Source organism: Curtobacterium sp. Csp1 (assembly GCF_013347185.1).
In genome coordinates, this window is the sequence record NZ_CP054594.1 from 4,045,630 (window position 1) to 4,069,599 (window position 23,970).

18 protein-coding genes and 3 pseudogenes are annotated in these 23,970 nt (G+C 72.7%); 8 read left to right on the forward strand and 13 right to left on the reverse strand.

Features of this window, described 5'->3' with window-relative positions; all coding sequences use genetic code 11:
• Positions 1-79: 79 nt before the first annotated feature.
• Positions 80-919: a Bax inhibitor-1/YccA family protein gene (locus HUN58_RS19500; RefSeq protein ID WP_208745681.1), complete on the reverse strand. Its 840-nt coding sequence runs from the start codon at positions 917-919 to the stop codon at positions 80-82.
• Between the two features lie 238 nt (positions 920-1,157).
• On the opposite strand from HUN58_RS19500, the gene HUN58_RS19505 reads away from it, so the two are divergent.
• Entirely contained in the window at positions 1,158-2,171 is a 1,014-nt protein-coding gene (locus HUN58_RS19505) for a glycerophosphodiester phosphodiesterase family protein (protein ID WP_141863109.1), read from the forward strand.
• Here the strand turns inward: HUN58_RS19505 and HUN58_RS19510 are convergent.
• On the reverse strand, positions 2,145-2,657 hold the full coding sequence (locus HUN58_RS19510) for a hypothetical protein (RefSeq protein WP_141863107.1): 513 nt from the start codon (positions 2,655-2,657) through the stop codon (positions 2,145-2,147). The genes HUN58_RS19505 and HUN58_RS19510 overlap by 27 nt on opposite strands.
• Positions 2,658-2,783: 126 nt before the next feature.
• On the opposite strand from HUN58_RS19510, the gene HUN58_RS19515 reads away from it, so the two are divergent.
• Positions 2,784-5,240 carry an ATP-dependent helicase gene (locus tag HUN58_RS19515; protein WP_141863105.1) on the forward strand — a complete coding sequence of 819 codons (2,457 nt, stop codon included), beginning with the start codon at positions 2,784-2,786 and terminating at the stop codon, positions 5,238-5,240.
• 90 nt (positions 5,241-5,330) lie between these two features.
• On the opposite strand, the gene HUN58_RS19520 is transcribed toward HUN58_RS19515, so the two are convergent.
• The 9 genes from HUN58_RS19520 to HUN58_RS19560 all read right to left on the reverse strand — a co-directional run bounded on the left by HUN58_RS19520 (position 5,331) and on the right by HUN58_RS19560 (position 12,836).
• Positions 5,331-5,825: a GNAT family N-acetyltransferase gene (locus HUN58_RS19520; RefSeq protein WP_180226006.1), complete on the reverse strand. Its 495-nt coding sequence runs from the start codon at positions 5,823-5,825 to the stop codon at positions 5,331-5,333.
• Positions 5,826-5,880: 55 nt separating this feature from the next.
• On the reverse strand, positions 5,881-6,516 hold the full coding sequence (locus HUN58_RS19525) for a pyridoxal 5'-phosphate synthase (protein ID WP_180226007.1): 636 nt from the start codon (positions 6,514-6,516) through the stop codon (positions 5,881-5,883).
• Positions 6,494-6,814: a hypothetical protein gene (locus tag HUN58_RS19530; RefSeq protein WP_208745682.1), complete on the reverse strand. Its 321-nt coding sequence runs from the start codon at positions 6,812-6,814 to the stop codon at positions 6,494-6,496. Before HUN58_RS19530 ends, HUN58_RS19525 begins: the two co-directional genes overlap by 23 nt.
• A 270-nt stretch (positions 6,815-7,084) precedes the next feature.
• Positions 7,085-8,641 (reverse strand): nicotinate phosphoribosyltransferase, encoded by a 1,557-nt coding sequence (locus tag HUN58_RS19535; protein ID WP_180226009.1) that lies wholly within the window; start codon positions 8,639-8,641, stop codon positions 7,085-7,087.
• Positions 8,638-9,474, reverse strand: a complete 837-nt coding sequence (locus HUN58_RS19540) for a phosphoribosyltransferase family protein (protein WP_180226010.1) — start codon at positions 9,472-9,474, stop codon at positions 8,638-8,640. Before HUN58_RS19540 ends, HUN58_RS19535 begins: the two co-directional genes overlap by 4 nt.
• 27 nt (positions 9,475-9,501) lie before the next feature.
• The gene (locus HUN58_RS19545; protein ID WP_208745683.1) at positions 9,502-10,311 is read right to left on the reverse strand and encodes an oxygenase MpaB family protein; all 810 of its coding nucleotides are present in this window, start codon (positions 10,309-10,311) and stop codon (positions 9,502-9,504) included.
• On the reverse strand, positions 10,308-10,676 hold the full coding sequence (locus HUN58_RS19550) for a hypothetical protein (RefSeq protein WP_180226012.1): 369 nt from the start codon (positions 10,674-10,676) through the stop codon (positions 10,308-10,310). Before HUN58_RS19550 ends, HUN58_RS19545 begins: the two co-directional genes overlap by 4 nt.
• A gap of 44 nt (positions 10,677-10,720) precedes the next feature.
• Positions 10,721-11,014, reverse strand: coding sequence for a hypothetical protein (locus HUN58_RS19555; RefSeq protein ID WP_058741266.1), 294 nt, complete (start codon positions 11,012-11,014; stop codon positions 10,721-10,723).
• Between the two features lie 112 nt (positions 11,015-11,126).
• The gene (locus HUN58_RS19560; RefSeq protein ID WP_254631566.1) at positions 11,127-12,836 is read right to left on the reverse strand and encodes an ATP-dependent DNA helicase RecQ; all 1,710 of its coding nucleotides are present in this window, start codon (positions 12,834-12,836) and stop codon (positions 11,127-11,129) included.
• A gap of 199 nt (positions 12,837-13,035) precedes the next feature.
• On the opposite strand from HUN58_RS19560, the pseudogene sucC reads away from it, so the two are divergent.
• The 6 genes and pseudogenes from sucC (at position 13,036) to HUN58_RS19590 (ending at position 21,779) form a co-directional block, all read left to right on the forward strand.
• Positions 13,036-14,146, forward strand: a pseudogene (sucC, locus tag HUN58_RS19565) (ADP-forming succinate--CoA ligase subunit beta).
• Positions 14,147-14,160: 14 nt separating this feature from the next.
• Positions 14,161-15,048 (forward strand): succinate--CoA ligase subunit alpha, encoded by an 888-nt coding sequence (gene sucD, locus HUN58_RS19570; protein WP_058741263.1) that lies wholly within the window; start codon positions 14,161-14,163, stop codon positions 15,046-15,048.
• Positions 15,049-15,194: 146 nt separating this feature from the next.
• Entirely contained in the window at positions 15,195-17,210 is a 2,016-nt protein-coding gene (locus HUN58_RS19575) for a DUF6350 family protein (protein ID WP_208745684.1), read from the forward strand.
• Between the two features lie 31 nt (positions 17,211-17,241).
• On the forward strand, positions 17,242-17,835 hold the full coding sequence (gene purN / locus HUN58_RS19580) for a phosphoribosylglycinamide formyltransferase (RefSeq protein ID WP_114849396.1): 594 nt from the start codon (positions 17,242-17,244) through the stop codon (positions 17,833-17,835).
• A gap of 25 nt (positions 17,836-17,860) precedes the next feature.
• Positions 17,861-19,309, forward strand: a pseudogene (purH, locus tag HUN58_RS19585) (bifunctional phosphoribosylaminoimidazolecarboxamide formyltransferase/IMP cyclohydrolase); the annotation flags it as partial.
• Between the two features lie 646 nt (positions 19,310-19,955).
• Entirely contained in the window at positions 19,956-21,779 is a 1,824-nt protein-coding gene (locus HUN58_RS19590; RefSeq protein ID WP_114849398.1) for an ABC transporter ATP-binding protein, read from the forward strand.
• A gap of 1,392 nt (positions 21,780-23,171) precedes the next feature.
• Here the strand turns inward: HUN58_RS19590 and HUN58_RS19595 are convergent.
• Positions 23,172-23,507, reverse strand: a complete 336-nt coding sequence (locus HUN58_RS19595) for an MGMT family protein (RefSeq protein ID WP_114849401.1) — start codon at positions 23,505-23,507, stop codon at positions 23,172-23,174.
• A pseudogene (locus tag HUN58_RS19600) lies at positions 23,507-23,916 on the reverse strand (GNAT family N-acetyltransferase). The gene HUN58_RS19595 and the pseudogene HUN58_RS19600 overlap by 1 nt, the downstream one beginning before the upstream one ends.
• Positions 23,917-23,970: the final 54 nt, after the last annotated feature.

The window sequence follows — 23,970 nt, forward strand, 5'->3', positions numbered from 1 at the left end:
ACGGGCTCCCGCCCCGTCCCGGGGAACGCCGAAGGGCCCCGGCGGTGCCGGGGCCCTTCGGTCGAGGTCGAGCGGAGCGCTAGTTGCGCTGGCTGCTCGCGATGATGGCGAGCCCGAACGCCGCCGTCCACGCGTAGATCTTCGGGGCGCCGCGCTGGACACCGGTCTTGATCTGGTCGAAGTCGAGGATCAGCGAGTACGCCGCCATGAGCACCACGAACACGCCGATCAGGACGCCGAGCGGAATGCCGAAGATCGTCGTTCCCATGAGCCCGAAGGCGGTCTGCGTGACACCGGTCCACATCAGGACGAGGTTCACGAGCGAGAACGCCATGTACCCGACCATCGCGATGAGGAAGAAACGGGTCAGCTTGGGCGTCGCACGGACCTTGCCCGAGAGGAACAAGAGCAGCGTAACGGCGAAGACACCGAGGGTGCCGAAGACCGCCTGCGCAACGATGCCGTCGGCCTGCGGGAACGCCGTCTGGAAGTAGTTCGAGATACCACCGACGAACAGCCCCTCGAAGAACGCGTACGTCAGGACCAGTCCCGGCGAAGGCTTCTTCTTGAAGGTGTTCACGAGCGCGAGCACGAAGCCCACGATCGCGCCGACGATCCAGACGATCGGGGGCAGGTTCCACCCGGCGACCGCGCCGACGAGGAGCACGCCGAACGCCAGGAGCGTCTTGACGATGGTGTCCTCGTACGACATCCGGTCCGTGTCGACGGTGTTCGCCGACGGGCGGTCGTACATGTACTGCAGCTGCTCGGGCGTCATGCCGCCCTGCTGCGGGTACTGCCCCTGCTTCGGGGTCTGTCCCCAGCCCGCCTGCTGCTGACCAGCGCCGCTGACGCCCCAGGCGCCACGCCCCTGGTCGTTGAAGGCGGGGGACTGGTCGAAACCGGGCTTGAAGGCCATGGTGTCCTCTTCCTTGGAGATTCGAGTCCTCTCAGCCTAGAGGCGCTGCGCCGCGGAAGGCTGAGGATTCGCGGCGAGCGGAAGCGGGTCCTGACGGGCCCGACACCCGAAGACTATGGGGGTGGTCTGCGAGCGCACCCCGAGCCGGCCGAGTGATCGCCGATCACCTGCGACGGCTCGCAGCAGTGTCCCGTCGCGCGACACCGCCCGGTCACGGCGGGGCGGTACGGTTCGGCGCATGACCCGTGTGATCGCCCACCGCGGTGCGTCCGGCCACCGGCCCGAGCACTCCCGGAGCGCCTACGAGCTCGCCGTCGAACTCGGTGCCGACGCCATCGAGCCGGACCTCGTGCCGACGCGGGACGGCGTGCTCGTGCTGCGCCACGAGAACGAGGTGTCCGGCACGACCGACGTCGCGGACCGTCCCGAGTTCGCGCACCTGCGGACGTCGAAGACCGTCGACGGACAGGTCGTCACCGGGTGGTTCACCGAGGACTTCACGTGGGACGAGCTCCGCACGCTCCGGGTCCGCGAGCGCCTCCCGGCCCTGCGGCCCGCGTCCGCGGCGTACGACGGGCAGGAGGGCGTGCTCCGGCTCGAGGACCTGCTCGGCATCCTCGACGCGGCACCGCGGCCGGTCGGGCTCGTCGCCGAGGTGAAGCACGCCACCTTCTTCGAGCAGGCCGGCCTCCCGATGGCGCAGCTGCTCGACGACGCACTCGGGGCCGCCGGCTGGCGCGGCGACGACCGCCTGACGGTCGAGTCGTTCGAGAAGACGGTGCTCCGGCAGCTCGGCGCGCGGAGGACGGGTGGCCGGCTCGTGTACCTCCAGGAGGCTCGTGGCAGCGCCGCGGACGAGGTCGCCGCCCACGGGTCGGTGGCTCCGTCGTGGGCGTCCGAGCGGACCGACGAGGCCCTGGCCGGCTTCGCCGCGGAGTTCCACGGGATCAGCGTCGACCTGAAGACCCTGATGGCGGGGACCGACACCGCGGCCGTGGACGACCCCCGACCGGTGCGGAGCGCGATCGTCGACCGGGCGCACGCGGCGGGGCTCGCGGTCTACACCTGGACCCTGCGGCCGGAGAACCGGTTCCTGCCGGCGCCGCTCCGTCGGGGCGGGGACGTCGCCGCCCACGGGGACTGGGAGCGCTGGTTCACCTCGGTGCTGCGGACCGGCGTCGACGGCGTGTTCGCGGACCACCCGGACCTCGCGGTGCGGGCCCGGTCACTCGTCGGCGGCAGCGCGGACTGAGACGTCGGGCTCCGCTGCGGGCTCGATGTCGGCCGGAAGCCCAGTGCGCCGCGCGGCGATCGCGGCTGCGGTACTCGCTGCGACCCCGACGACCGCGGCGAAGGCCGGGAGCGGAGCCCACAGCGGCGAGCCCCAGGACGCGCTCGGCACGACGACGCAGAGCGTCCCGAGGGCACCGGCGAGCACGGCGTGTGCGACGACGTGCACGCCTCGGGGGAGCGCGCGCCGGGTGAGCGCCCAGCCGAGCAACCACGTGCACGGCAGTGCCACGATCCCGCCGCCGACCGACACCACCCCCGACGCCACGGCGACGATCAGGCCGAGGAGCCCGGCGGCGGCCACCTGCTCCGGTCCGAGGGGGCGGCCGTCGACCAGCAGGGAAGCGGCCAGCGCGACGACGATCGTCACCGGCATGGTGACGAAGACCATCCAGCACCAGCTCCGCTCGACGAGCGCCACGGCGTCCCACACGGTCCACGTCCTCATGCCCCACAGCCTGGACGTGCGCGCGGCACGCCCGGCTCCTCGCGGACCGAGCTGTGTCCCGCGGCCCACAGCTCGTGGTCGCGGCCCGCTGCGGCTGTCGGAGGGCGCGCCTAGACTGACCCGGTCATGACGATCGTGCTCGAGCCCTTCGACCAGTCCCCCGAGCCGGACGCGGGCCACCGCGCCGGCGGGTACGACGACCCCTTCACCGCGGGTCTCAACCCCCAGCAGAAGGAAGCCGTCGAGTACCGCGGCGAGTCCCTGCTCATCGTGGCGGGCGCCGGCTCCGGCAAGACCAGTGTGCTCACGCGGCGCATCGCCCTGCTCCTGGCGAACCGCGAGGCGTGGCCGTCGCAGATCCTCGCGATCACGTTCACGAACAAGGCCGCGGCTGAGATGCGCGAGCGCGTGCAGGCCCTCGTCGGGCAGGCTGCCGAGGGCATGTGGATCTCGACGTTCCACTCGGCGTGCGTGCGGATCCTCCGTCGCGAAGCGGAGCGGTTCGGGTTCCCGCAGTCGTTCACCATCTACGACTCCGCTGACTCCCGCGCGCTCCTCAAGCGGATCATCAAGGAGCTCGAGGCGGACTCGCTCGGGCTGACCGTCGGGGCTGCGGCGTCGAAGATCTCGAAGCTCAAGAACGAGCTGCAGGACATCGACACGTACGCGCGCAACATCAACGCGAACGACCCGCAAGAGGTCATGTTCACCGAGGTGTTCCGCCGGTACACGAACGAGCTGCGGCGGGCGAACGCGTTCGACTTCGACGACCTCATCGGGCAGACGGTGTTCCTGTTCCGGGCGTTCCCCGAGGTCGCCGCGCTGTACCAGCGACGCTTCCGGTTCGTACTGGTCGACGAGTACCAGGACACGAACCACGCGCAGTACGCCCTCATCCGTGAGCTCACGCGTCCGGTGCCCGTCGAGCAGGTGGACAAGCTCGAGGACGCCGGCCAGCACGTCGAGCGCATGCGGGAGGCCGACGGGTCGATCGCCCCGGCGTCCCTGACGGTCGTCGGCGACTCGGACCAGTCGATCTACGCGTTCCGCGGGGCCGACATCCGCAACATCGTCGAGTTCGAGCGGGACTTCCCGAACTCGAAGGTCATCCTGCTCGAGCAGAACTACCGGTCGACGCAGACCATCCTCGACGCCGCGAACGCCGTCATCGCGAACAACTTCGACCGGCAGGCCAAGAACCTGTTCACCGACGTCGGCGCCGGCGACAAGATCATCGGGTTCACGGGCTACACCGGTCACGACGAGGCCCAGTTCGTCGCGGACGAGATCCAGCGGCTGCACGACGACGGTACGTCCTACCGCGACATGGCCGTCTTCTACCGCACGAACTCGCAGACCCGTGCGCTCGAGGAGATCTTCATCCGCGCGGCGATCCCGTACCGGGTGCTGGGCGGCACCAAGTTCTACGAGCGCGCCGAGATCAAGGACGCGATGGCGTACCTGATCACCGTCGCCAACCCGGCCGACCCGCTCTCGCTCCGCCGCATCCTCAACGTGCCGAAGCGCGGCATCGGTGCGGTGACCGAGACGGCGCTGCAGCGGTACGCCGACGAGCACGAGACCTCGATGCGCGACGCCCTGCGGCACGCGGACGAGCTCGGGTTCGGCCCGAAGGTGCGGACCGCGATCACGTCCTTCGCGGCGCTGCTGGACGACGTGGCCTCGCGCGCGGCGACGCAGCCGGTCGTGGACACCCTGACGCAGCTGCTCGACGGCTCCGGGCTGCTCGAGAACCTGCGGAAGTCGCCCGACGCCCAGGATGCCGCGCGCGCGGACAACATCGACGAGCTCGTGGCCGTGACGCGGGAGTTCCAGAAGAACAACCCCGAAGGCACGCTGTCCGACTTCCTGACCGAGGTGTCCCTGGTCGCCGCGGCGGACGAGCTCGACGACTCGTCGGGCACGGTGTCGCTCATGACGCTGCACACGGCGAAGGGCCTGGAGTACGACGCGGTGTTCCTCACCGGCGTCGAGGAAGACCTGCTCCCGCACCGGATGTCGGCGAACGAACCGGGTGGTCCGAGCGAGGAGCGCCGACTGTTCTACGTCGGCATCACCCGGGCCAAGAAGTCCCTCTTCCTGTCCCTGGCGATGACCCGCGCGCAGTTCGGCGACGTCAACGTGGCGATGCCGTCCCGCTTCCTGCAGGAGATCCCCGAGGGGCTCATCGAGTGGAAGCAGTCGCCCGGCATGGCGAACAGCCGCGGTGGCACCGAGCCCCGGGCCCTCAACGCCCGGCGCGGCGGTGGGCTCGGCGGCGGTCCGTCCGGCGGGGGCGGCTACCGCGGTGGTGGCGGCTTCGGCGGCGGGTCGTACGACCGTGCGGCGGCTGCGGCGAAGACCCGTCCCAAGACGGAGTGGGCGAACCGGGTGTCCGGGCAGGTCCGGGACAACGGTGACATGGAGCTCGCCCCTGGCGACCGGATCTCGCACGTCGACTTCGGTCAGGGCACGGTGTCCGCGGTCACGGGCCAGGGCGCGAAGCGCATCGCGGAGATCGCGTTCGACTCCGCGGGGCGCAAGAAGCTCCTGATCAAGATCGCGCCCATCGAGAAGCTCTGACGCCGAGGCGCACCGCTCCGGGGAGCTCGACCCGAGGCGCTCGGCCCGGACGAGGCCGGCGCTGACCACACGGACCGCGCGGACCGCGTGTCAGCGCACCATCCGGACCGCGTCCATGCCGTTCGGCCCGATCGGCACGTGCTTCGCTCCGCCGTCCCGCTCGAAGCCGTTCCGGCGGGAGAAGGCCTCGGCGCGCGGGTTGCCCTCCGCGACCCAGAGGAACGCCGGCTCGGCACCGACCGCGGCGTCGAGCAACGCCTGCCCGGCGCCGGACGCGTGGTGGGCCGCGAGGACGTAGATCCCCTCGAGTTCCCGGTCCCGCACCGCGGGCTCCTCGCGCCCGGGGCCGGCGGAGGCCCACCCGACGACGGCGCCGTCGCACTCGGCGACCACGACGGTCAGGCCCGGCTCGACCACCAGTCCCTCCCAGCGGGCCGCCCGGGCGTCGACGTCGAGCGCGGCGAGGTACGCCGCGGGCAGCAGGTGCGCGTACGCCTCCTGCCAGGCCCGCACGTGCACCTCGGCGATCGCCCGGGCGTCCCCTGCCCCGGCCGGTCGGACGGTCACTGCGCCTGCGTTCCCCATCCACCGACGCTACCGCGCTCTGCGGACGGCAACAGGCAGAGCACGAGCGCCCCCGCTACGGCTGCAGCCGCGCCGCGTCCCAGCCCTCGCCCGCGCGGACGTACTGCAGCCGCCGGTGCATCCGGTCGCGGCTGCCGTGCCAGAACTCCACGACCTCGGGCTCGAGCCGCCACGCAACCCACCCCTCCGGGCGCGGGACGGCGTCGTCGGTCTGGGACAGGAGCACGTTCGCGTCGTCGATCAGGTCCTGCAGGGTCCGGGGCTCGAGCACGGCGGACTGGTCGGCGATCGCGGTCGCGGCGCGGGACTTCGGCGAGCGGTCGGCGAACAGCGCGTCGGACTCGTCGTCGGAGAGCTGCACCGCCCGGCCCTCGAACCGGAGCTGCTGCATCGTCTCGCGCCAGTACACCTGGAGCGCGGCGTGCGGGTTCTCGGCGAGCTGCCGCCCCTTGGGACTGAGCGTCGAGGTGCCGAACACGAGCCCGCGGTCCTCGAGCCGTTTCACGTCGACCGTGCGGGCGCTCACCCGGCCGTCCGCCCCCGCCGTCGCGAGGGTCATCGACATCGGCTCGGACACGTCGCGCGATGTGGCGTCGTCGAGCCACCGCCGGGCCAGGTCGATCGGGGACGACGGCGGCGCGTCGAACTCGGGCAGGTGCAGGGAGTCGTCACCGGACAGCGAAGCGGACATGGCCCCAGCCAACCGCGCTCAGCCCGCCCACGTCCAGGTCGCCGGGGGACGTCCGCTCCGCGTGCCCGCCGTCGTGGGTGCGGCCGGCGTCTGGTGCGCTGCCGTGCAACGCCGCGTGCAGCCGCGCCGCCGCGGACGTCGGGAACACCTCGCCGAGCAGGGCGCGTGTCAGCGGGATGTCGCGCCACAGCCGGGTCCGCACCTGGTCGACGGCCGTCCGGACGATCGCGTCGTGGTCGAACGGGAGGCGCGGGTCACCCTGGTCGGGTCGCCGCCAGACCGCGGACGGTGCGTCCACCCCCGGGTCGACGACCGCCAGGAACGCGATGCTGATCGCGGTGTCCCGCGGGTCGCGGGACGGTCCGTCGAACGCACCGACCTGCGCGAGGTGCCGGACCGCAGCCGTGTCGATCCCGGTCTTGGACGCCGGGGAGTGCCTCCAGGCCGGCGAACGGGTCGTGTGCCCGCCGCGCGGTGGCGACCCGCAGACCGTCCGCCGTCGTGAACGACACCGGGACGACGTCGATCGCGATGAGCGGTTGGTCGCGGGCCACCGTGGCGGCGTCGGTCACACCGTCGCCCGGCGGGCGGCCCGGGCCGCCCGCTCGGTGCGGAGCACCTGTCGGACGTCCGCGAAGGACTGGTGGACCTGGAAGCGGCCGTCGACCCAGACCGGCTGGAGGAGGCTCGTGGCCTCGTCCTCGGGCGTGGCCTGGTCGGTCTGGCGGATCTCGCCGTCCGCGTCGCGGTGCAGCGCGATGCGGCCCTTCGCGCTCTTCTTGCCGCTGCCGGTCTTCGGGTCCTTCTGGATGTCGACCGGCTGGCCGTCGACGAGCGCCCACGTGGCCTTCACCGCGCTGCCGAGGTTGTCGCGGGTCATGTACTGGTACGTGTACGAGCCGATGCCGAGCACGATGTTGTCGCTCGCGTAGCCCTTGGCGGCCAGGCGCTCGTAGATGCGGTGCGCACGGTCGAGCGTGATGCTGTCGCCGTAGATCACGCCGATGTGCTGGTCGAGGACCTTGAAGCCCTTCGCGTTGACGGTGTGGCCGAACAGCTCGTCGAGGAGCTCGACGACGCCCTTCTCCTCGTGGGTGCGGCCGTCGCGGAGGAGTTCGTCCCGCGGGACGCTGTGCACCGTGCCGGTGACGATGTCGACCGGGTCGCCCGAGTCCGGGCGGATGACGAGCTTGCCGTCGCGGGCCGTGATGCGGTCCTTGAGCTGCGGGAGCGTCTCGGTGATGACCTTGAACAGGTCGAAGCCGTCGCTCACCGCCGAGACGATGCCCGTCGGGTAGACATCGAGGATCTGCTCGAAGGTCTCGAGCTCGCCGTCGGCGCCCCGGACGCACATCACGCTGTGCTCGGTGGCGGGCACGCTCGCCGCGACCCAGCCGTTGTCGCCGGGGTAGTAGCGGTCGATGAAGTCGAGCGAGGGCATCGAGTCGGTGCCGAGGAACGAGAGCAGGTGCCCGGCACCGCCGGCGGCTGCGGACTCGATGCTCGATTGCCCGCGGAACGAGAAGTCGTGCGCGGCGAAGTCGATGCTCGCCGGGTCGGCGCCGGTCCGTTCGGCCCACTCCTCCATGAGGTCGCGGTAGGCCAGGGCCTTCGTCGCGACGGTGGACGGGTGCCAGATCGAGGCGGACAGTGCGGTCTCGATGTAGTTCGGCAGCCAGAAGAACTCGTCGACGGTGTTCTCGACCGTCAGGGTGGCGACGCCGATCGGCGCGAGGGTGCCCTCGGGGAGGGCGCGGATCTCGAGCGGCAGGTACCCGAGGCGGTGCAGGGCGCGGACGTGGTCGACCCCGATGTGGTTCGGGCCGAAGTAGCCCTGCAGCGCCTGCTCGAACAGGTCGGCGACGGTGTCCTCGTCGGCGGCGAAGAACGGCTCCCACGCCTCGACGAGGTGCCGCTGCACGAAGGCCTGCAGCCCGAAGACCACGGCGTGCGTCGACTCGGGCATGTGCGCGTTCGAGCGGTTCGTCCAGTTGATCAGGATCCGGGTCGTGCCCTGCGGGTAGACCTGCCGGTGCGAGTGCTTGTAGCCGTCGACGGCGAGCAGCGGGGCGATCGGGCTCGCGGTGGTGGTGCGGGGCTCGAGGCCCGTCGTCGTGGTGGTCATCGGATCTCCTTCGTGAGGTAGGGGCTGAGCGGGACGGTCCGGAGACCGGGGACGGCGTTCTGGGCCGGGTAGCTGTCGGTCGTGACGATCTCGCCGAAGTGCTCGGCGAGCTGCGGAGCCCGGCCGGAGAACACCCCGTGTGAGACCCAGAGGCCCAGGCGCTCCTTCGGCAGGCCGGTCGAGCCGGCGAGGCCCGTGAACGTGCCGCCGCCGTCGCAGATGTCGTCGACGACCAGGAACCGGCCGTCCGCCGGGAGTGGCTCGCACGTGAAGCCGTCGAGCTTGCCGGTGTCCGGGTTGCGGTGCTTCTCGGCGCGGTACAGCGGCAGCCCGCAGGACTCGGCGACCGCGGTGGCACGGGCGACCGCACCCTTGTCCGGCGCGATGATCCCCGTGTACGCGTCCCCTTCGACGTCGAGCACGGCATCGCGGACGACCTGCTCGCTCGTGACCACCGTGAGGTTGTCGACGAGGTCGACGATCACGGGGGAGTGCGGGTCGAAGGCGATCACCTGGTCGATGTGGAAGCCGTTGAGGACGTCCGCGTAGACCTTCGCGCCGAAGGGGAGCCCGCGGTCCTGGCGGGCTCCGGGCAGGTACGGGACGAGGGCGACGGACCTGCTGCCGCGCTGCCGGACCGCGTCAGCCCACATGCCGAGCATGACGAGGTCGTCCCCGTTGGTGCCGCGCAGGGTCGCGATCTCGGTGGTCGCCCCCGCGTCGGCGTCGTCCACGACCTTGACGTGGGCTTCACCGGCGGGGAACCGCATGGTGGAGAACGTCGGTGTCGTCGGTGTGCCCTGGGCGTCCCAGGTGCTGAGTTCGACTGCCATGACCCGACCGTACCACGGTAATTGTCGCTAGGACAAGAACTGGTCCGGCCGTACCGCGAGGTACCGGGCGGCCGTCCGGTGCATCGCGCGCAGCAGCAGGGGCCCCGGGAGCCGCAGGAGTGCCGCCGGCACCATGCGGCGCACACCCCGGACGAGCCGGACGGCCCGTCGGAAGCGCCGCTGTTCGCGCGGCCCCCAGGGGAACCCGTACGCGGCGCGGAGAGCATCGGGCAGCATCCCGACCGTGACGGTCCGCACGAGCGGCATCGCGGCCCGCACCCACGCCGGGGCGAAGCGCGGGTGGAGGAGGTCCCGGACGATGCCCCTGGCGTCGTCGGTGACGGTGAGCGTCGGCAGCGTCGCGGCCCAGTACCGGTCGAAGTCGGCGACGTCGTAGGCCGCGAGCACGTCCTCGGCCCGGTCCGGACCGGGCGGGTCGCCGAACAGCTCGTGGGCGCGACGTGCGGAGTCGAAGAGCGTCGCCGCGACCCACAGCTGGCGCTCGACGTCGTCCGCGCCGGCGACGGGCCGGTGCGCGTGCTCGACGAAGGCGGTCGCCACGGCGGCGTCGGCGTCCGTGCCGATCACGACGGCGGAGACGAACATCAGGGTGTGGGCGAGCCGCTGCTGCGGTCGCCGCGCGAAGTCCGAGTGCCGTCGGACCCCCGCTGCGACGACCGGGTCCGCGATCTGCAGCAGGATGGCGCGGCCGCCGGCCGCGACGGGCGTGCTGTCGGCCAGCCAGTCCCGCAGGGCACGGTCCGCGACCCGGCCGGGTGTCGGACGGGAGGCACGCCACCGGTCGTGTGCCGTGCCTCCAGGCCGTCGACCGGTCACGTCGCGGACCCGCGCCCGCGCGCCCGCAGCACCGGGACCACGTCCAGGAGGACGGCGGCGACGAGACCGACGCCACCGGCGACCGCCGCCGCGGCGACGCGGGCGGCGACGGCGTCGCCGGTGGCGGAAGCAGACGCGAGCAGGGCAGCGAAGAGCCAGACGGCAGGGAGCGGCCAGGTGCGGGTCGGGCAGCCGGTCAGGAGGGCGATCACGATCCCGGCGACGGTGAGCGCCACCCACGTGGCCGGGCCGTCCCCGTGGACGAGCGTGTGCGCGCCGGCGGCCACCAGCAGGAGCGCGGCGACGGCGAGCAGCCTCGCGACCGCAGGGACGCGGCGGACGGCGGCACGGACACGACGGAGCACGGGCGGCAACCTACCGTCCCGTGCTCCGTCGGTGCCGTGCTGCGTCAGAGCGGCTTCGTGCCGAGGTCGCCGCCGAGGTCCGGACGGTCCTCGTCCTCGTCGTGCTCCCAGAGGTCCGGGGAGCCCTCGCGCGGGGCGCCGCCCGTGGGGCCGTCGTCCGAGCCGTCGCCGACCTGCGGCTCGACGGTCTCGCCCGCGACGGCGTCGTTCGTGACGGTCTCCAGGGACTCCTCGGACTCGTCGACCTCGTACGGCCCGACGTGCTCGCGGTCCACGTCGTCGGCGCGGCGCTCCTGGGCGTCGAAGTCGTCGACGGGGCTGATGCCGGGGTCGCTCATGGTGGCTCCTTGTCGTTCGCCCGATCGGGCGCGTTCGGTGGTCCTCCTGTGTACGCCGGACGCCTGACGGGGCGTCCGGGATGCGCACTCGGGGCCCGGCTTCGCGTCGCGTTCACCCGGCGGACACCTCCGGGACACGGACGCGGGGCACACTCGCCGTGCTCGGGGGAGTGGAGCGCGGTCGCCGACGGGTGGTCGAGCGACCGCGCCTTCCCCCTGTGCTCGGCGTCCCGGGTTCAGACCCGCTCGAGCAGGTGCCGCTCCTCGACGTCGGCCAGGGCCAGCGTCTTGTACCCGGCCGACTCGAAGAAGACTGCGCGTGCTCGACCGCCGACTCCGGCGGCCAGACGTCGTCGTGCGCACCGTCGGCGCCGTGCGCCCCCTGCTCGTAGGCGCTGCCCGACGTGCAGGTGTCGCAGTTCCCGCAGGGCTCGGCGAGCTCGCCGCCGAAGTAGCCGAGCAGGAACTGGCGGCGGCAGCCGGTGGTCTCGGCGAACCGTCGCATCATCGCGATCCGGGACTGCTCGACCTGCTCGCGCTCCTCGGCGCGGGTGGACGCGCGCTTCGCGGCCTCGGCGGCCGAGTGCGGTGCGTCGGCAGCGCGGACGATCCCGTCCGCGCCGTCGTCGAGCACGCCCGCCTCGACGAGGGTGTTCACCGCACGGCCCGCGGTCCGGGTCGACAGGCCGGACGCGTCGGCGAGGGCCGACCGGGCGATCGACCCGTCCTCGGGGACCGCGTCGAACACGGCGCGGAGCGACGCGGGCTTCGGGGTGCCGGTCGCGAAGAACCGGCGGAGGCCCAGGTCCTCGGCGCGGTAGTGCAGGGTCGCGGTCGCCGGGGCGCCGTCCCGTCCCGCACGGCCGATCTCCTGGTAGTGCGCGTCCACGGACTCGGCGACGTCGGCGTGCAGCACGAAGCGGACGTCCGGCTTGTCGATGCCCATGCCGAAGGCGCTCGTCGCGACGACCACGTCCACCTCGCCGTCGTGGAAGGCGTGCAGCACGGCGTCGCGGTCCCGGACCCGCATGCCCGCGTGGTACGGCCGGGCGTCCTTGCCGCGGGCGCGGAGGGCGTCGGCGTACTCGTCGGTCTCCTTCCGGGTCGCGACGTAGACGATGCCGGTGCCGGTCGCGGCTGCGGCCTGCTCGACCACGGCCGCGCGCTTCTCGTCGGCGTCGGCGTAGCGCTCGACCTCGATGCGGATGCCCGGGCGGTCGAACCCCGCGGACAGCACGAGCGGGTCGCGCATGCCGAGGCGCGCGACGACGTCCTCGCGGACCGGGGCCGAGCCCGTCGCGGTGAGGGCGAGGACCGGCGGACGGCCGAGGCGCTCCGCAGCCTCGCCGAGGGCCAGGTACGCGGGGCGGAAGTCGTGCCCCCACGAGGACACGCAGTGCGCCTCGTCGACGGCGAGCAGGGACACGCCCGCCGCGGCCAGTCGCTCGACCACGTCGTCCTTCGCGAGCTGCTCCGGCGCGAGGAACACGTAGCGGACGTCCCCGGCGGCGATCGCGTCCCACGCGTCCTCGACCTCGGCGGCCCGCGTCGTCGCGTTCACGGCCACGGCACGCTGGGCGTCCGGGTGCCGCTGCAGTCCGACGACCTGGTCCTCCTGCAGGGCCACGAGCGGGGAGACCACGACGACGAGCCCGTCGAGTGCGAGCCCGGCGACCTGGTAGATCGCGGACTTCCCCGACCCGGTCGGCATCAGGGCGAGGGCGTCGCGGCCGGCCAGGACGGCGTCGATGACCGTGGCCTGGGCGTCACGGAGGTCCCAGCCGAAGACGTCGGCGGCGCGGGTACGGAGTGCGGTGTCCATCGGAGCCACCGTGCCCGGGGGCGGCTGGAGGTCCTCCCCGCGTGGCGCGTCGCGGCCATCCGGATCCGCGCACCGGGTGTCCACGCTGCGGCAGTAGGGTGGTCGCGGCCGTTGTCTCGACATCGAGCGACCCTCGACGTTGAGTGCGCGACCCGATGACCGATGCCGATCGCACGAACCGTGCGGGAAGAAGAACAGCGTGGATCTTTTCGAGTACCAGGCCAGGGACCTCTTCGAGTCCTACGGCGTCCCTGTGCTGCAGGGCATCATCGCCGACACCCCTGAGGAGGCGAAGGCAGCGGCCGAGAAGATCGGCGGCGTGGTCGTCGTCAAGGCCCAGGTGAAGCGAGCACGCGCAGGCGATCCTCGGCCTCGACATCAAGGGCCACACCGTCCAGCGGGTGATGGTCGCCCAGGGCGCCGACATCGCCGAGGAGTTCTACTTCTCCGTGCTGCTCGACCGGGCGAACCGCTCGTACCTGTCCCTCGTCAGCGTCGAGGGCGGCATGGAGATCGAGCAGCTCGCGGTCGAGAAGCCCGAGGCGCTCGCCCGGGTCGAGGTCAACCCGTTGACCGGGATCAACAAGGAAGCCGCGCTCGACATCGCCCGTCAGGCGAACTTCCCGGCGGAGCTGCAGGACCAGGTCGCCGACGTCTTCGTGAAGCTCTACGACGTCTTCGCCGGCGAGGACGCCACCCTGGTCGAGGTCAACCCCCTCGTCCGCACGGGCGACGGCCAGATCCTGGCGCTCGACGGCAAGGTCTCGCTCGACGAGAACGCCGACTTCCGGCACCAGGAGCACGCGCAGCTCGAGGACACCGCGAGCGAGGACCCGCTCGAGGCCAAGGCGAAGGCCCACGGCCTGAACTACGTCAAGCTCGACGGCCAGGTCGGCGTGATCGGCAACGGCGCGGGGCTCGTCATGTCGACCCTCGACGTCGTCGCCTACGCCGGTGAGCGCCACGGCGGCGTGAAGCCCGCCAACTTCCTCGACATCGGCGGCGGCGCTTCGGCCGAGGTCATGGCGAACGGCCTCGACGTCATCCTCGGCGACCCGCAGGTCAAGAGCGTGTTCGTGAACGTCTTCGGCGGCATCACCGCCTGCGACGCCGTCGCGAACGGCATCGTCGCCGCGCTCGGCATCCTCGGCGACGCGGCCACGAAGCCGCTCGTCGTGCGCCTGGACGGCAACAACGTGGACGAGGGCCGTCGGATCCTGGCGGAGGCCGCGCACCCGCTGGTCACCGTCGCCGCGACCATGGACGATGCGGCCGAGCAGGCCGCCGAGCTCGCCGCGGCCGCGGCGTAAGGAGCACCAGAGCAATGTCGATCTTCCTCAACAAGGACTCGAAGGTCATCGTCCAGGGCATCACCGGCGGCGAGGGCACGAAGCACACCGCGCTGATGCTCAAGGCCGGCACGAACGTCGTCGGCGGCGTGAACGCCCGCAAGGCCGGCACGACCGTCACGCACGGCGACGTCGAGCTGCCCGTGTTCGGCTCGGTGCGCGAGGCCATCGACACCACGGGTGCCGACGTCTCGATCGTGTTCGTCCCGCCGGCGTTCGCGAAGGACGCCGTGATGGAGGCCATCGACGCCGAGATCCCGCTCGTCGTCGTCATCACCGAGGGCATCCCGGTGCAGGACTCCGCCGCGTTCTGGGCGCACGCCAAGGCCCTCGGCGGCAAGACCCGCATCATCGGCCCGAACTGCCCCGGCATCATCACCCCCGGGGAGTCGCTCGTCGGCATCACGCCGGCCACGATCACCGGCAAGGGTCCGATCGGGCTCGTGTCGAAGTCCGGCACCCTGACCTACCAGATGATGTACGAGCTGCGTGACCTGGGCTTCTCGACCGCCATCGGCATCGGCGGCGACCCGGTCATCGGGACGACGCACATCGACGCGCTCGCCGCGTTCGAGGCCGACCCGGAGACCACCGCGATCGTCATGATCGGCGAGATCGGCGGCGACGCCGAGGAGCGCGCGGCCGACTACATCAAGGCGCACGTCACGAAGCCGGTCGTCGGCTACGTCGCGGGCTTCACCGCGCCCGAGGGCAAGACGATGGGCCACGCGGGCGCCATCGTGTCCGGTTCCGCGGGCACGGCCGAGGCGAAGAAGCAGGCCCTCGAGGCCGCGGGCGTGAAGGTCGGCAAGACCCCGTCCGAGACGGCCGCGCTGCTGCGCGAGGTGGTCGCCGCCTCGTAGGCGGTCCGGTCACCCGACCCCAGGACGGACGGGAGGCACGGTGCGGGCCCGCACCGTGCCTCCCGTTGCGTCCGTGGTCGCGTGGATGTCCACCGGCACCGCGCGGCTCGCCCGCGCCGGCCCGGGCGGCACGTACCCTGGCCCGGATGAACCGCCTGGGAACCGCACTGCTGGCCGCCGTCGAGGCGATCGTGACGGTCGGCGTGGGCATCGGCATCGCGCTCGTCCCGCTGACGCTCCTCTGGGGTTTCGAGTACGGCCTGCAGGTCGACTGGGACGTCTTCTGGAAGGCGACCGGCAGCGTCTGGCTCGTCGGCCACGGTGTCGACGTGACCTTCCGGCTCGGTTCCGCGGTGGCCGGCGCGTCCGGGGTGGACGGCGCCGCCGCCCCCATCCACGTGACCCTCGCGGCGCTCGGGTTCGCGGTCGTGACCGCCTGGCTCGGCGGTCGGGCCGGACGACGGTTCGCCGAGACCGAGCACCGGACGACGGGCCTGCTCGTCGGCACCGGGGTCGTCGCGGCCCTCGGGCTCGCTGTCGCACTGTCCTCCCGCTCCGCGGCCACCGACCCCACCGTCTGGCAGGCCGTCGTGCTGCCCGCGCTGTGGTTCGCCGTCCCCGCCCTCGTGACGTCCGAGGTCTGCCGCGTGCGCCGCGGGCTGCCGGCGGACCCCCTGGCCCGTCGGGTGCTCGCGCTCGTCGACCGCATCCCCGGGCGGTGGCGCATGCTCGCCGGGTTCGGGCTCCGCGCGGGCACGGCCGCCACCGCCGTGGTCGTCGCCGTCGCGGCGCTCGTGGTCGGGCTGGTCCTGCTCGCCTCGTTCGCCGACGTCATCGCCCTGTACGAGCGCTCGCACGCGGGGGTCGTCGGCGGCATCGCGCTCACCGTCGGGCAGCTCGCGTTCGTGCCCGACCTGGTCGGCTGGGCCACCGCGTGGCTCGTCGGACCCGGCTTCGCGATCGGCACCGGCTCGAGCGTCTCCCCGATCGGCACCGTGCTCGGCCCGATCCCGGGCCTGCCCGTGTTCGGCGCGCTCCCCGCGGCCGGCCACACCTTCGGTCTGCTCTGGGTGCTCGTGCCCGTCGTGGCCGGGTTCGTCGTCGGCGGTCTGCTCCGGCCGCGGCTCGTGCGGGCGCTCGGCGCCGACGACTCCGCGCTGCACCGGGCGCTCGCCGGGGTGGCGACCGGCGTGGTCGCCGGGCTGCTGACCGGAGTGGCCACCGGGCTGACCGCCGGGTCGTTCGGGCCGGGTCGTCTCGCACAGGCGGGTCCGGACGGACTCGTCGTCGGGCTGTTCGCGGCCCTCGAGGTCGGCGTGCCCGCGGTCGTCGCGCTCGCGATCGGCAGCGACCTCGTCCGGCTGCCCGAGCGCGGCTGGGGCCGGGAGCGCTGGCACGAGGCGGACGACGACGTCCCGACCGACGGGACCGGTGCCGACGCCGCTGACGATGCGCGTGCCGGCTCGCTCCTCGCGGCCCTCGACGACGCCGGCGGCGGACGGTCCACGCAGTCGCACCGGTTCGTGGTGCACGAGGCGCACGACGCCGCCACCCGTGCCGCGGCGGACGACCACCCGACCGAGCCGATCCACGACGACCCGGCACCGGCGGACGAGCCGACGCCGGTACCGGCGTCTCCGTCTCCGTCACGGGAGCCGTCGCCGGGGCCCGAGCCGGAGTCCGACGCGGTGCCGCTCCCGGCCTGGGCGCGCACGGACGCCGTCGCGGCGGAGCGCATCGAGCCCGCTCCGTCGTCGCAGGGGGCGACCGTGCCGTCCCGCGGCGGTGTGAGCAGCCTGCGCGACCGACTCCGGGGCGCCGCCGACGGCGTCCGGAGCCGTGCCGGGGACCTGCGTGACCGCGTCACGGGTTCGGACGCCGACCGCCCCGGGGGCCCCGGGGACGAACCGCTCCCGCACGCGCCGGGCACCGAGCAGCAGCCCGCGTTCCCGTGGAGCACCGAGGAGTTCGTCGCCAGCCGGCACGACGACACCGGCACCGACCTGACCGGCACCGACGTCACGGGCACCGACGTGGGCGCCACGGGATCGGCCGACACCGCGGAGCCTGCGCGGTCGGCCCGCCCTCCGCGCTGGGACACGACCGACCAGATCGCCGAGGACGAGCTGCCCTGGTGGCGCCGTCCGAAGCACGACGCGTAGTCCGCCGCGCACCGCCGCTAGGCTGGTCCCCGTGCTCGAACTGGTCGTCCTGATCTCCGGTACCGGGTCGAACCTGCGGGCACTGCTCCAGGCGACCACCGATGCCGAGTACCCCGCACGCGTCGTCGCGATCGGGGCCGACCGCGACGCCGAGGGCCTGGGGCTCGGCGAGGAGTTCGGCATCCCGACCTTCACGGTCCCGTTCTCCCGCTTCGCCACGCGCCAGGACTGGGGCGCCGAACTGGCCGCCCAGATCCGCCCGTGGTCGCCCGACCTGCTCGTGCTGTCCGGCCTCATGCGCCTGCTCCCGCACCAGGTCGTGTCGGAGTTCGCCCCCGCCATCATCAACACCCACCCGGCGTACCTGCCCGAGTTCCCCGGGGCGCACGGCGTCCGGGACGCGCTCGCGGCCGGGGTCGACCAGACCGGCGCGAGCGTGATCCAGGTCGACGACGGCGTCGACACCGGGCCGATCCTCGCCCAGGAGCGCATCCCGGTGCTGCCGGGCGACACCGAGTCGACGCTGCACGACCGCATCAAGCCGGTCGAACGCCGACTCCTCATCCAGACGATCCTCGACATCGCCAACGGCACCACCGACCTGAAGGGCACCCCGAGCGCATGAGCGTGCACGCCGCCGACCCCAGCCTCTACCGCTCGCCGAGGCCCTCGCCGACGCCGGTGTGGAGCTCGTCTCTACGGGCAGCACCGCGCAGACGATCCGCGACGCCGGGTACGCCGTGACCGACGTGTCGAGCGTGACCGGGTTCCCGGAGTCGCTCGACGGCCGCGTCAAGACCCTGCACCCGGCCGTGCACGCGGGACTCCTCGCCGACCTGCGCCTCGCGTCGCACGAGCAGCAGCTCGGGGACCTCGGCATCGCGCCGTTCGAGCTCGTCGTCGTGAACCTGTACCCCTTCGTCGAGACGGTGGCCTGCGTCGTCGTCTCGCCGTCCTCGTACGCCGAGGTCGTCGAGGCCGTCCGCGCCGGCGGGACGACGCTCGAGCTCCGGAAGCGCCTCGCCGCGCAGGCCTTCGCCCACACCGCCGCCTACGACACCGCCGTGGCGTCGTACTTCGCGACCGACGTGGTCGAGCAGGCCGCGGCACCGACGGTCGACGGCGACGTCGTGACCCCCGGCACGTTCGACGACGAGCTCCGGCTGCAGGCCGAGCTCCGTGCGACCCTCCGCTACGGCGAGAACGCCCACCAGGCGGCCGCGCTGTACACGACCCCCGACGGCACGGGCATCGCCCAGGCGACCCAGCTGCACGGCAAGGAGATGTCGTACAACAACTACGTCGACGCCGACGCCGCCGTCCGGGCCGCGTACGACTTCGACACCCCCGCCGTCGCGATCATCAAGCACGCTAACCCGTGCGGCATCGCGATCGCCCCGGCCGACGCCCTCGACCCGATCGCCTCGGCGCACGCGGCGGCCCACGCGTGCGACCCGCTGTCGGCGTTCGGCGGTGTGATCGCGGCGAACCGCCCGGTGACGAAGCAGATGGCCGAGACGGTCAAGGACATCTTCACCGAGGTCGTCGTGGCCCCCGGCTTCGACCCCGAGGCCCTCGAGATCCTGTCGCAGAAGAAGAACATCCGCCTGCTCACGCTGCCGGCGGACTTCGCGCTCGCCGAGCACGAGGTGAAGCAGATCTCCGGCGGCTTCCTCGTGCAGGACGCCGACCGCTTCGCCGGCTTCGACCAGTCCACGTGGGACCTCGTCGCGGGGGAGCCAGCGGACGACGCGACCCTCGCCGACCTGGCCTTCGCGTGGAAGGCCAGCCGTGCGGTGAAGTCGAACGGCATCCTGCTGGCCGACCGCGGCGCGAGCGTCGGCGTCGGGATGGGCCAGGTCAACCGGGTCGACTCCTGCCACCTCGCCGTCACGCGTGCGGGCGAGCGGGCCGCGGGGAGCGTCGCCGCGTCCGACGCCTTCTTCCCGTTCGCCGACGGCCTGCAGGTGCTGCTCGACGCCGGGGTCCGCGCGGTCGCCCAGCCGGGCGGCAGCGTCCGCGACGCCGAGGTGATCGCGGCGGCGCAGGCGGCCGGCGTGACCATGTACTTCACGGGCGAGCGCCACTTCTTCCACTGACCGACGCTGACGCGGACCGACGCCGACGCGGACCAACGCCGACGAGGACCGACGCCGACCGACGCGCTCGGACGGAATCGACACCGCGTCCAACAACAGGAATCTTCCTCGGATCCGTTGCGCAACACGTCCGCCCGGGAATAGTCTGCAAGGCTCCGCAACAGGTGCTGACGATCCCCGACGGATCGGCGGCAGCGCGGACACAACGGTGACGAAGACGACGACTGGAGTGACGATGGACACGACGACCGGCACAGTGGCGACGGCTGCCCGGACGGGTCTCGTGTCCCTCGTGGGGACCACTCCCGCTCCGCGACCCCGGTACCGCGCGCGCATGCCGCGACGGACCCCGGCCGCGGCCGCCGTCTAGCCAGGCCCCTCCCACGGCCCCGTGCCCGACGACCGCCGTCGGCGAGCACGGACCACCCGCTGAGAACCCGGGGGACCACTGCGTCCCCCGGTGCCCTCCGGCCCGGTCGACGTCACGCGACGTGACGGCGACGGCGCGCGACCACGCGCCCGGCCGACGACCACCACGCAACGCCCACCGTGCCTCCCGGCCGGACCGCCACCCACCGACGTGACCCGTCGGCGGCAGCGGCGACCAGACCGGGCGGACGCGGCACGACGCACGAGGACGCAACCCATGTCCAAGACGCCAGACCAGGCGCGCCCGTCCACCGACCGTCCCTCCACGCTGCGCGCGCTCGCGCGCATCTGGCCCTACGTCCGACCGCACAGCGGTCGCCTGCTCGGCGGCATGGCCGTCGCGATGGGCGCCTCGCTCGTGGCCCTCGCCATCCCCTACGTCCTGCAGGGGCTCGTCGACGGTCCGCTCTCGAGCGGCGACCGGAACCTCATCCTGCCCGCCGGGCTCGCCGTCCTGGCGCTCGGTGTGCTCGAGGCGTTCTTCATCGCCGCCCGTCGGCGGATGGTGATGCGCCCCTCGACGCGGATCGAGTCGAGCATGCGCAACGCGCTCTACAACAAGTTGCAGGACCTACCGGTCGCGTTCCACGACCGCTGGGAGTCCGGGCAGCTGCTGTCCCGCTCGGTGTCCGACCTGTCGCTCATCCGACGCTGGCTGGCGTTCGGCGTGGTGCTGCTCGTCGTGAACACCGTCACGATCGTGGTCGGCTTCGTCGTGCTGTTCAGCTTCGGCTGGCTGCTCGGCCTGGTCTTCCTCGTCGCGTGCGTGCCGATCTGGGTCACCGCGATCCTGTTCGAGCGCCGCTACTCGATCATCACGCGCCGCTCCCAGGACCAGGTCGGCGACCTCGCGACGAGCGTCGAGCAGTCGGTGCACGGCATCCGCGTGCTCAAGGCGTTCGGTCGCGGCCGGTCGAAGCTCGACGAGTTCACCGAGCAGGCCGAGGCGCTGCGCGGTACCGAGATCGAGAAGTCCCGGGCGATCGCGGGCCTGTGGCTCTGGCTGCTCCTCGTGCCGGACGTCGCCTTCGCGCTCTGCCTGCTCGCCGGCATCTGGCTGGCGTCGCAGGGCGAGCTCACCGTCGGGCAGCTCTTCGCGTTCTTCGCGACCGCGACCGTGCTGCGGTTCCCGATCGAGTCGATCGGCTTCCTGCTCTCGATGACGTTCGACACCCGCACGGCGGTCGACCGGTTCTTCGAGGTGATGGACTCCGAGAACACGATCCAGGACCCGGAACACCCGCGGACGATCGCCGAGCCGCACGGTGCGCTGTCGTTCAACGACGTGCACTTCCGCTACCAGGACTCGCCGGCGCAGTTCCCGGACCTGGTGAACGGCGTCCAGCTGGAGCTCCAGCCGGGCGAGACCATGGCGCTCGTCGGCCTGACCGGGTGCGGCAAGACAACGCTGCTCTCGCTCGTGCCGCGGCTCTACGACGTGACCGGCGGCTCGATCACGATCGACGGCGTCGACATCCGCGACCTCACCCGGGAGGAACTCCGTCGGCACGTCGGCGTCGCGTTCGAGGACGCCACGCTCTTCTCGACGAGCGTGCGTGACAACGTGCTGCTCGGTCGCCCGGACCTGTCCGGCGACGAGGCGGAGCGGATCATGCGTGAGGCCCTCGAGATCGCGCAGGCGTCCTTCGTCGACGAGCTCCCGGAGGGCGTCGACACCCGCGTCGGGGAGGAGGGCCTGTCGCTCTCCGGCGGCCAGCGGCAGCGTCTGGCGCTGGCCCGGGCGATCGCGGCGCGGCCGTCGGTGCTCGTGCTCGACGACCCGCTGTCGGCGCTCGACGTCGACACCGAGGCGCGGGTCGAGGCCGGGCTCCGCCGGGTCCTCGCGGACACCACGTCGCTCATCGTCGCCCACCGCCCGTCCACCGTGACCCTCGCCGACCGCGTGGCCCTCATGGAGAACGGCCGGATCACCGCCGTCGGCACCCACTCGGAGCTGATGGCCACCAACGAGCACTACCGCTACGTCATCTCCTCGCTCGACGAGGACGATGCGCCCGCCCGAGAGGAGGCGATGGCATGAGCCAGCAGACGGATCCCACGCAGGCACGACGGTGCCGGCCTTCGGTCCGTAGACGTACCGGCCCCAGCCGCTCTCGTTGCCGGACGCGGTGGTCGTCTGGCCGTCGTAGGAGATCGTGACGGAGCCGGTCGCGCCCGCGAACCAGATCTGCGATTCGTAGCCCTTCGAGACGGCGGTCGCGACCAGGGTGCCCTGGTCGGCGCGCGGGCCGGTGCCCACCTCGACGGTGCGCTCGGCCGTGGCACCGTCGTGCTCGGCCGTCACCTGCACGCTCCAGCGGAACTGCGACGGCAGGTGCAGCTGCAGGCGTGCGGAGCCCGAGCCGTCCAGGCGGCCGCGGACGGTGTCGCCCGTCGGGGTGGTCGCCGTGACCGAGGTGCCCGGTTCCCCGCGGACCTGCAGCGAGGTGTAGCCAGCACCGTCATCCGTCGGGATGATCCACTGGATCGGGTCGACCGGTGCGGGGGTCTCGCCCTCGCCGCCGTCGCCGGGGTCGGGGGTCTCGCCGCCGTCGCCGGGCTGCGGGGTGAAGCCGGGGTCGACGTCGGTCGGGGGCGTGACGACGTCGCTCGGGCCGCCGGTGCCGGGGTCGGGGGTCCCGCCCTGGTCGTCGACGTCGACCTGGGTCCACGCACTGGTGCCGAGCGAGTCCTCGGGGTCGCCCTGCTGGTCGGCGGGCAGGTCGACCGTGGCGCGGACGCGGAAGGCGTCGTCCTCGTCGGCGTTGCCCGGTCGCACCGGTGCTTCCACGCGGAACGTGCCGTCGTTCGCGTCGGCCTCGGCCACCGTGGCGTCGTCGGAGGGGGTCGCGACGGTGATGTGCGCGCCGGGGGTCGCGGTGCCCTCGATCACGGCGACGTCACCGTGGCGGGTGGCGGAGGTGACGTTGGGCTTCTCGACGCGGGCGCGCAGGAGCACGACGTCCTCGGCGGTGCGGCTGCCGTCGGGAGTCGTGACGAAGGCGTGCAGCTCGCGTTCCCCCGGCGCGAGGTCCGGGATCTCGCAGACGAAGGCCAGCCCCTGCGTGGCGACGCTGCAGAGCTCACGGTCACCGTCCGACAGGTGGAAGGTGCCGGCGGCGGAGGCGACTCCCGAGACGACGACCGAGCGCGACGACGCAAGGGCGAGTCGCGAGTCGCCGAGGTCGAGCACGGGCACGCCGCCGAAGTAGCGCAGTTCGGTCGAGCTGCCGGGGATCGTCGACGAGGCACGGGCGGACGCGCTGGCGGTCGCAGCGGTTCCGAAGGCGTTCGTCGCTGCCGATGCCGGAGCTGCCGCGGCGCAGAGGAGACCGACCGTGACGGCGGTCGTGGCGATGACGTGGTTCTTCCTGAGCATGGTGTCCTTTCGAGACGAGGTCGCTCAGTTGTACATCTGAAATGTCGTATGCAGTTAATCTCGCAGCTGCTCGGAGAAGCCGGACCAGCGCGCACGGCGCATGTCGATCCTCCAGGCCGAGGAGCCCTGCACGAGCGGCGTCCCCTCCGCCCGGTAGTGCTCGAACGCGCGGGTCTCGTGCCGGACCGGCGGCAGCCCGCCGGAGCGGACCACCCGCCACCACGGCAGGTCCGAGCCCTCGTGCGCCATCACCTTGCCGACCGCCCGGGGTGCACGTGACCCGAGTTCAGCGGCGACGTCTCCGTAGGTCATCACCCGACCGGGTGGGATCGACCGCACCACCAGCGCGACCGCGGCACCGAAGTCCGTCGGGTCGGGCTCGGAGGGCACTACAGGGACAGCGCGGCGAAGTGGTCGCCGTACTGCGTCTCGCGCACGACCGAGAAGCCGAGCGCGCGGAAGAACGCCTCGGGACCGACCTCGCCGCCGGGCTCGTACACGACGGTCAGGCGTTCGAACCCTCGGCTCCGCGCCTCGTCTGCCAGGCCGTGCACCGCGAAGCGTCCGACGCCCCGGCCCTGGGCGTCACCGGCGACGTGCACGCGCCAGATCGCGCTCCGGAGCTCCTCGTCCGCGCGTCGAGGACGACGCGGGTCCAGGCGGAGCTGGGCTTCACGTCGGACTCCGCGACCGCGTACGTCTGCGGCTGCACGAACTCCTCCTGCCCCGGCTTGAGCGTCAGGGAGTTCGCTGCGGCGGCGGTGGACGCGGAGAGTTCTTCGAGGCGCAGGTCGGACATGGGGTCAGGCTAGCGGTGCTCCCCGACCGGGGGCCAGGACGGTGACACGACCGT

Excerpts from the sequence above, each read along its gene's own strand:
- HUN58_RS19500 (WP_208745681.1), bottom strand. The coding sequence starts at position 919 with ATGGCCTTCAAGCCCGGTTTCGACCAGTCCCCCGCCTTCAACGACCAG.
- HUN58_RS19505 (WP_141863109.1), top strand. The coding sequence starts at position 1,158 with ATGACCCGTGTGATCGCCCACCGCGGTGCGTCCGGCCACCGGCCCGAG.
- HUN58_RS19510 (WP_141863107.1), bottom strand. The coding sequence starts at position 2,657 with ATGAGGACGTGGACCGTGTGGGACGCCGTGGCGCTCGTCGAGCGGAGC.
- HUN58_RS19515 (WP_141863105.1), top strand. The coding sequence starts at position 2,784 with ATGACGATCGTGCTCGAGCCCTTCGACCAGTCCCCCGAGCCGGACGCG.
- HUN58_RS19520 (WP_180226006.1), bottom strand. The coding sequence starts at position 5,825 with ATGGGGAACGCAGGCGCAGTGACCGTCCGACCGGCCGGGGCAGGGGAC.
- HUN58_RS19525 (WP_180226007.1), bottom strand. The coding sequence starts at position 6,516 with ATGTCCGCTTCGCTGTCCGGTGACGACTCCCTGCACCTGCCCGAGTTC.
- HUN58_RS19535 (WP_180226009.1), bottom strand. The coding sequence starts at position 8,641 with ATGACCACCACGACGACGGGCCTCGAGCCCCGCACCACCACCGCGAGC.
- HUN58_RS19540 (WP_180226010.1), bottom strand. The coding sequence starts at position 9,474 with ATGGCAGTCGAACTCAGCACCTGGGACGCCCAGGGCACACCGACGACA.
- HUN58_RS19555 (WP_058741266.1), bottom strand. The coding sequence starts at position 11,014 with ATGAGCGACCCCGGCATCAGCCCCGTCGACGACTTCGACGCCCAGGAG.
- HUN58_RS19560 (WP_254631566.1), bottom strand. The coding sequence starts at position 12,836 with ATGGACACCGCACTCCGTACCCGCGCCGCCGACGTCTTCGGCTGGGAC.
- sucD (WP_058741263.1), top strand. The coding sequence starts at position 14,161 with ATGTCGATCTTCCTCAACAAGGACTCGAAGGTCATCGTCCAGGGCATC.
- HUN58_RS19575 (WP_208745684.1), top strand. The coding sequence starts at position 15,195 with ATGAACCGCCTGGGAACCGCACTGCTGGCCGCCGTCGAGGCGATCGTG.
- HUN58_RS19590 (WP_114849398.1), top strand. The coding sequence starts at position 19,956 with ATGTCCAAGACGCCAGACCAGGCGCGCCCGTCCACCGACCGTCCCTCC.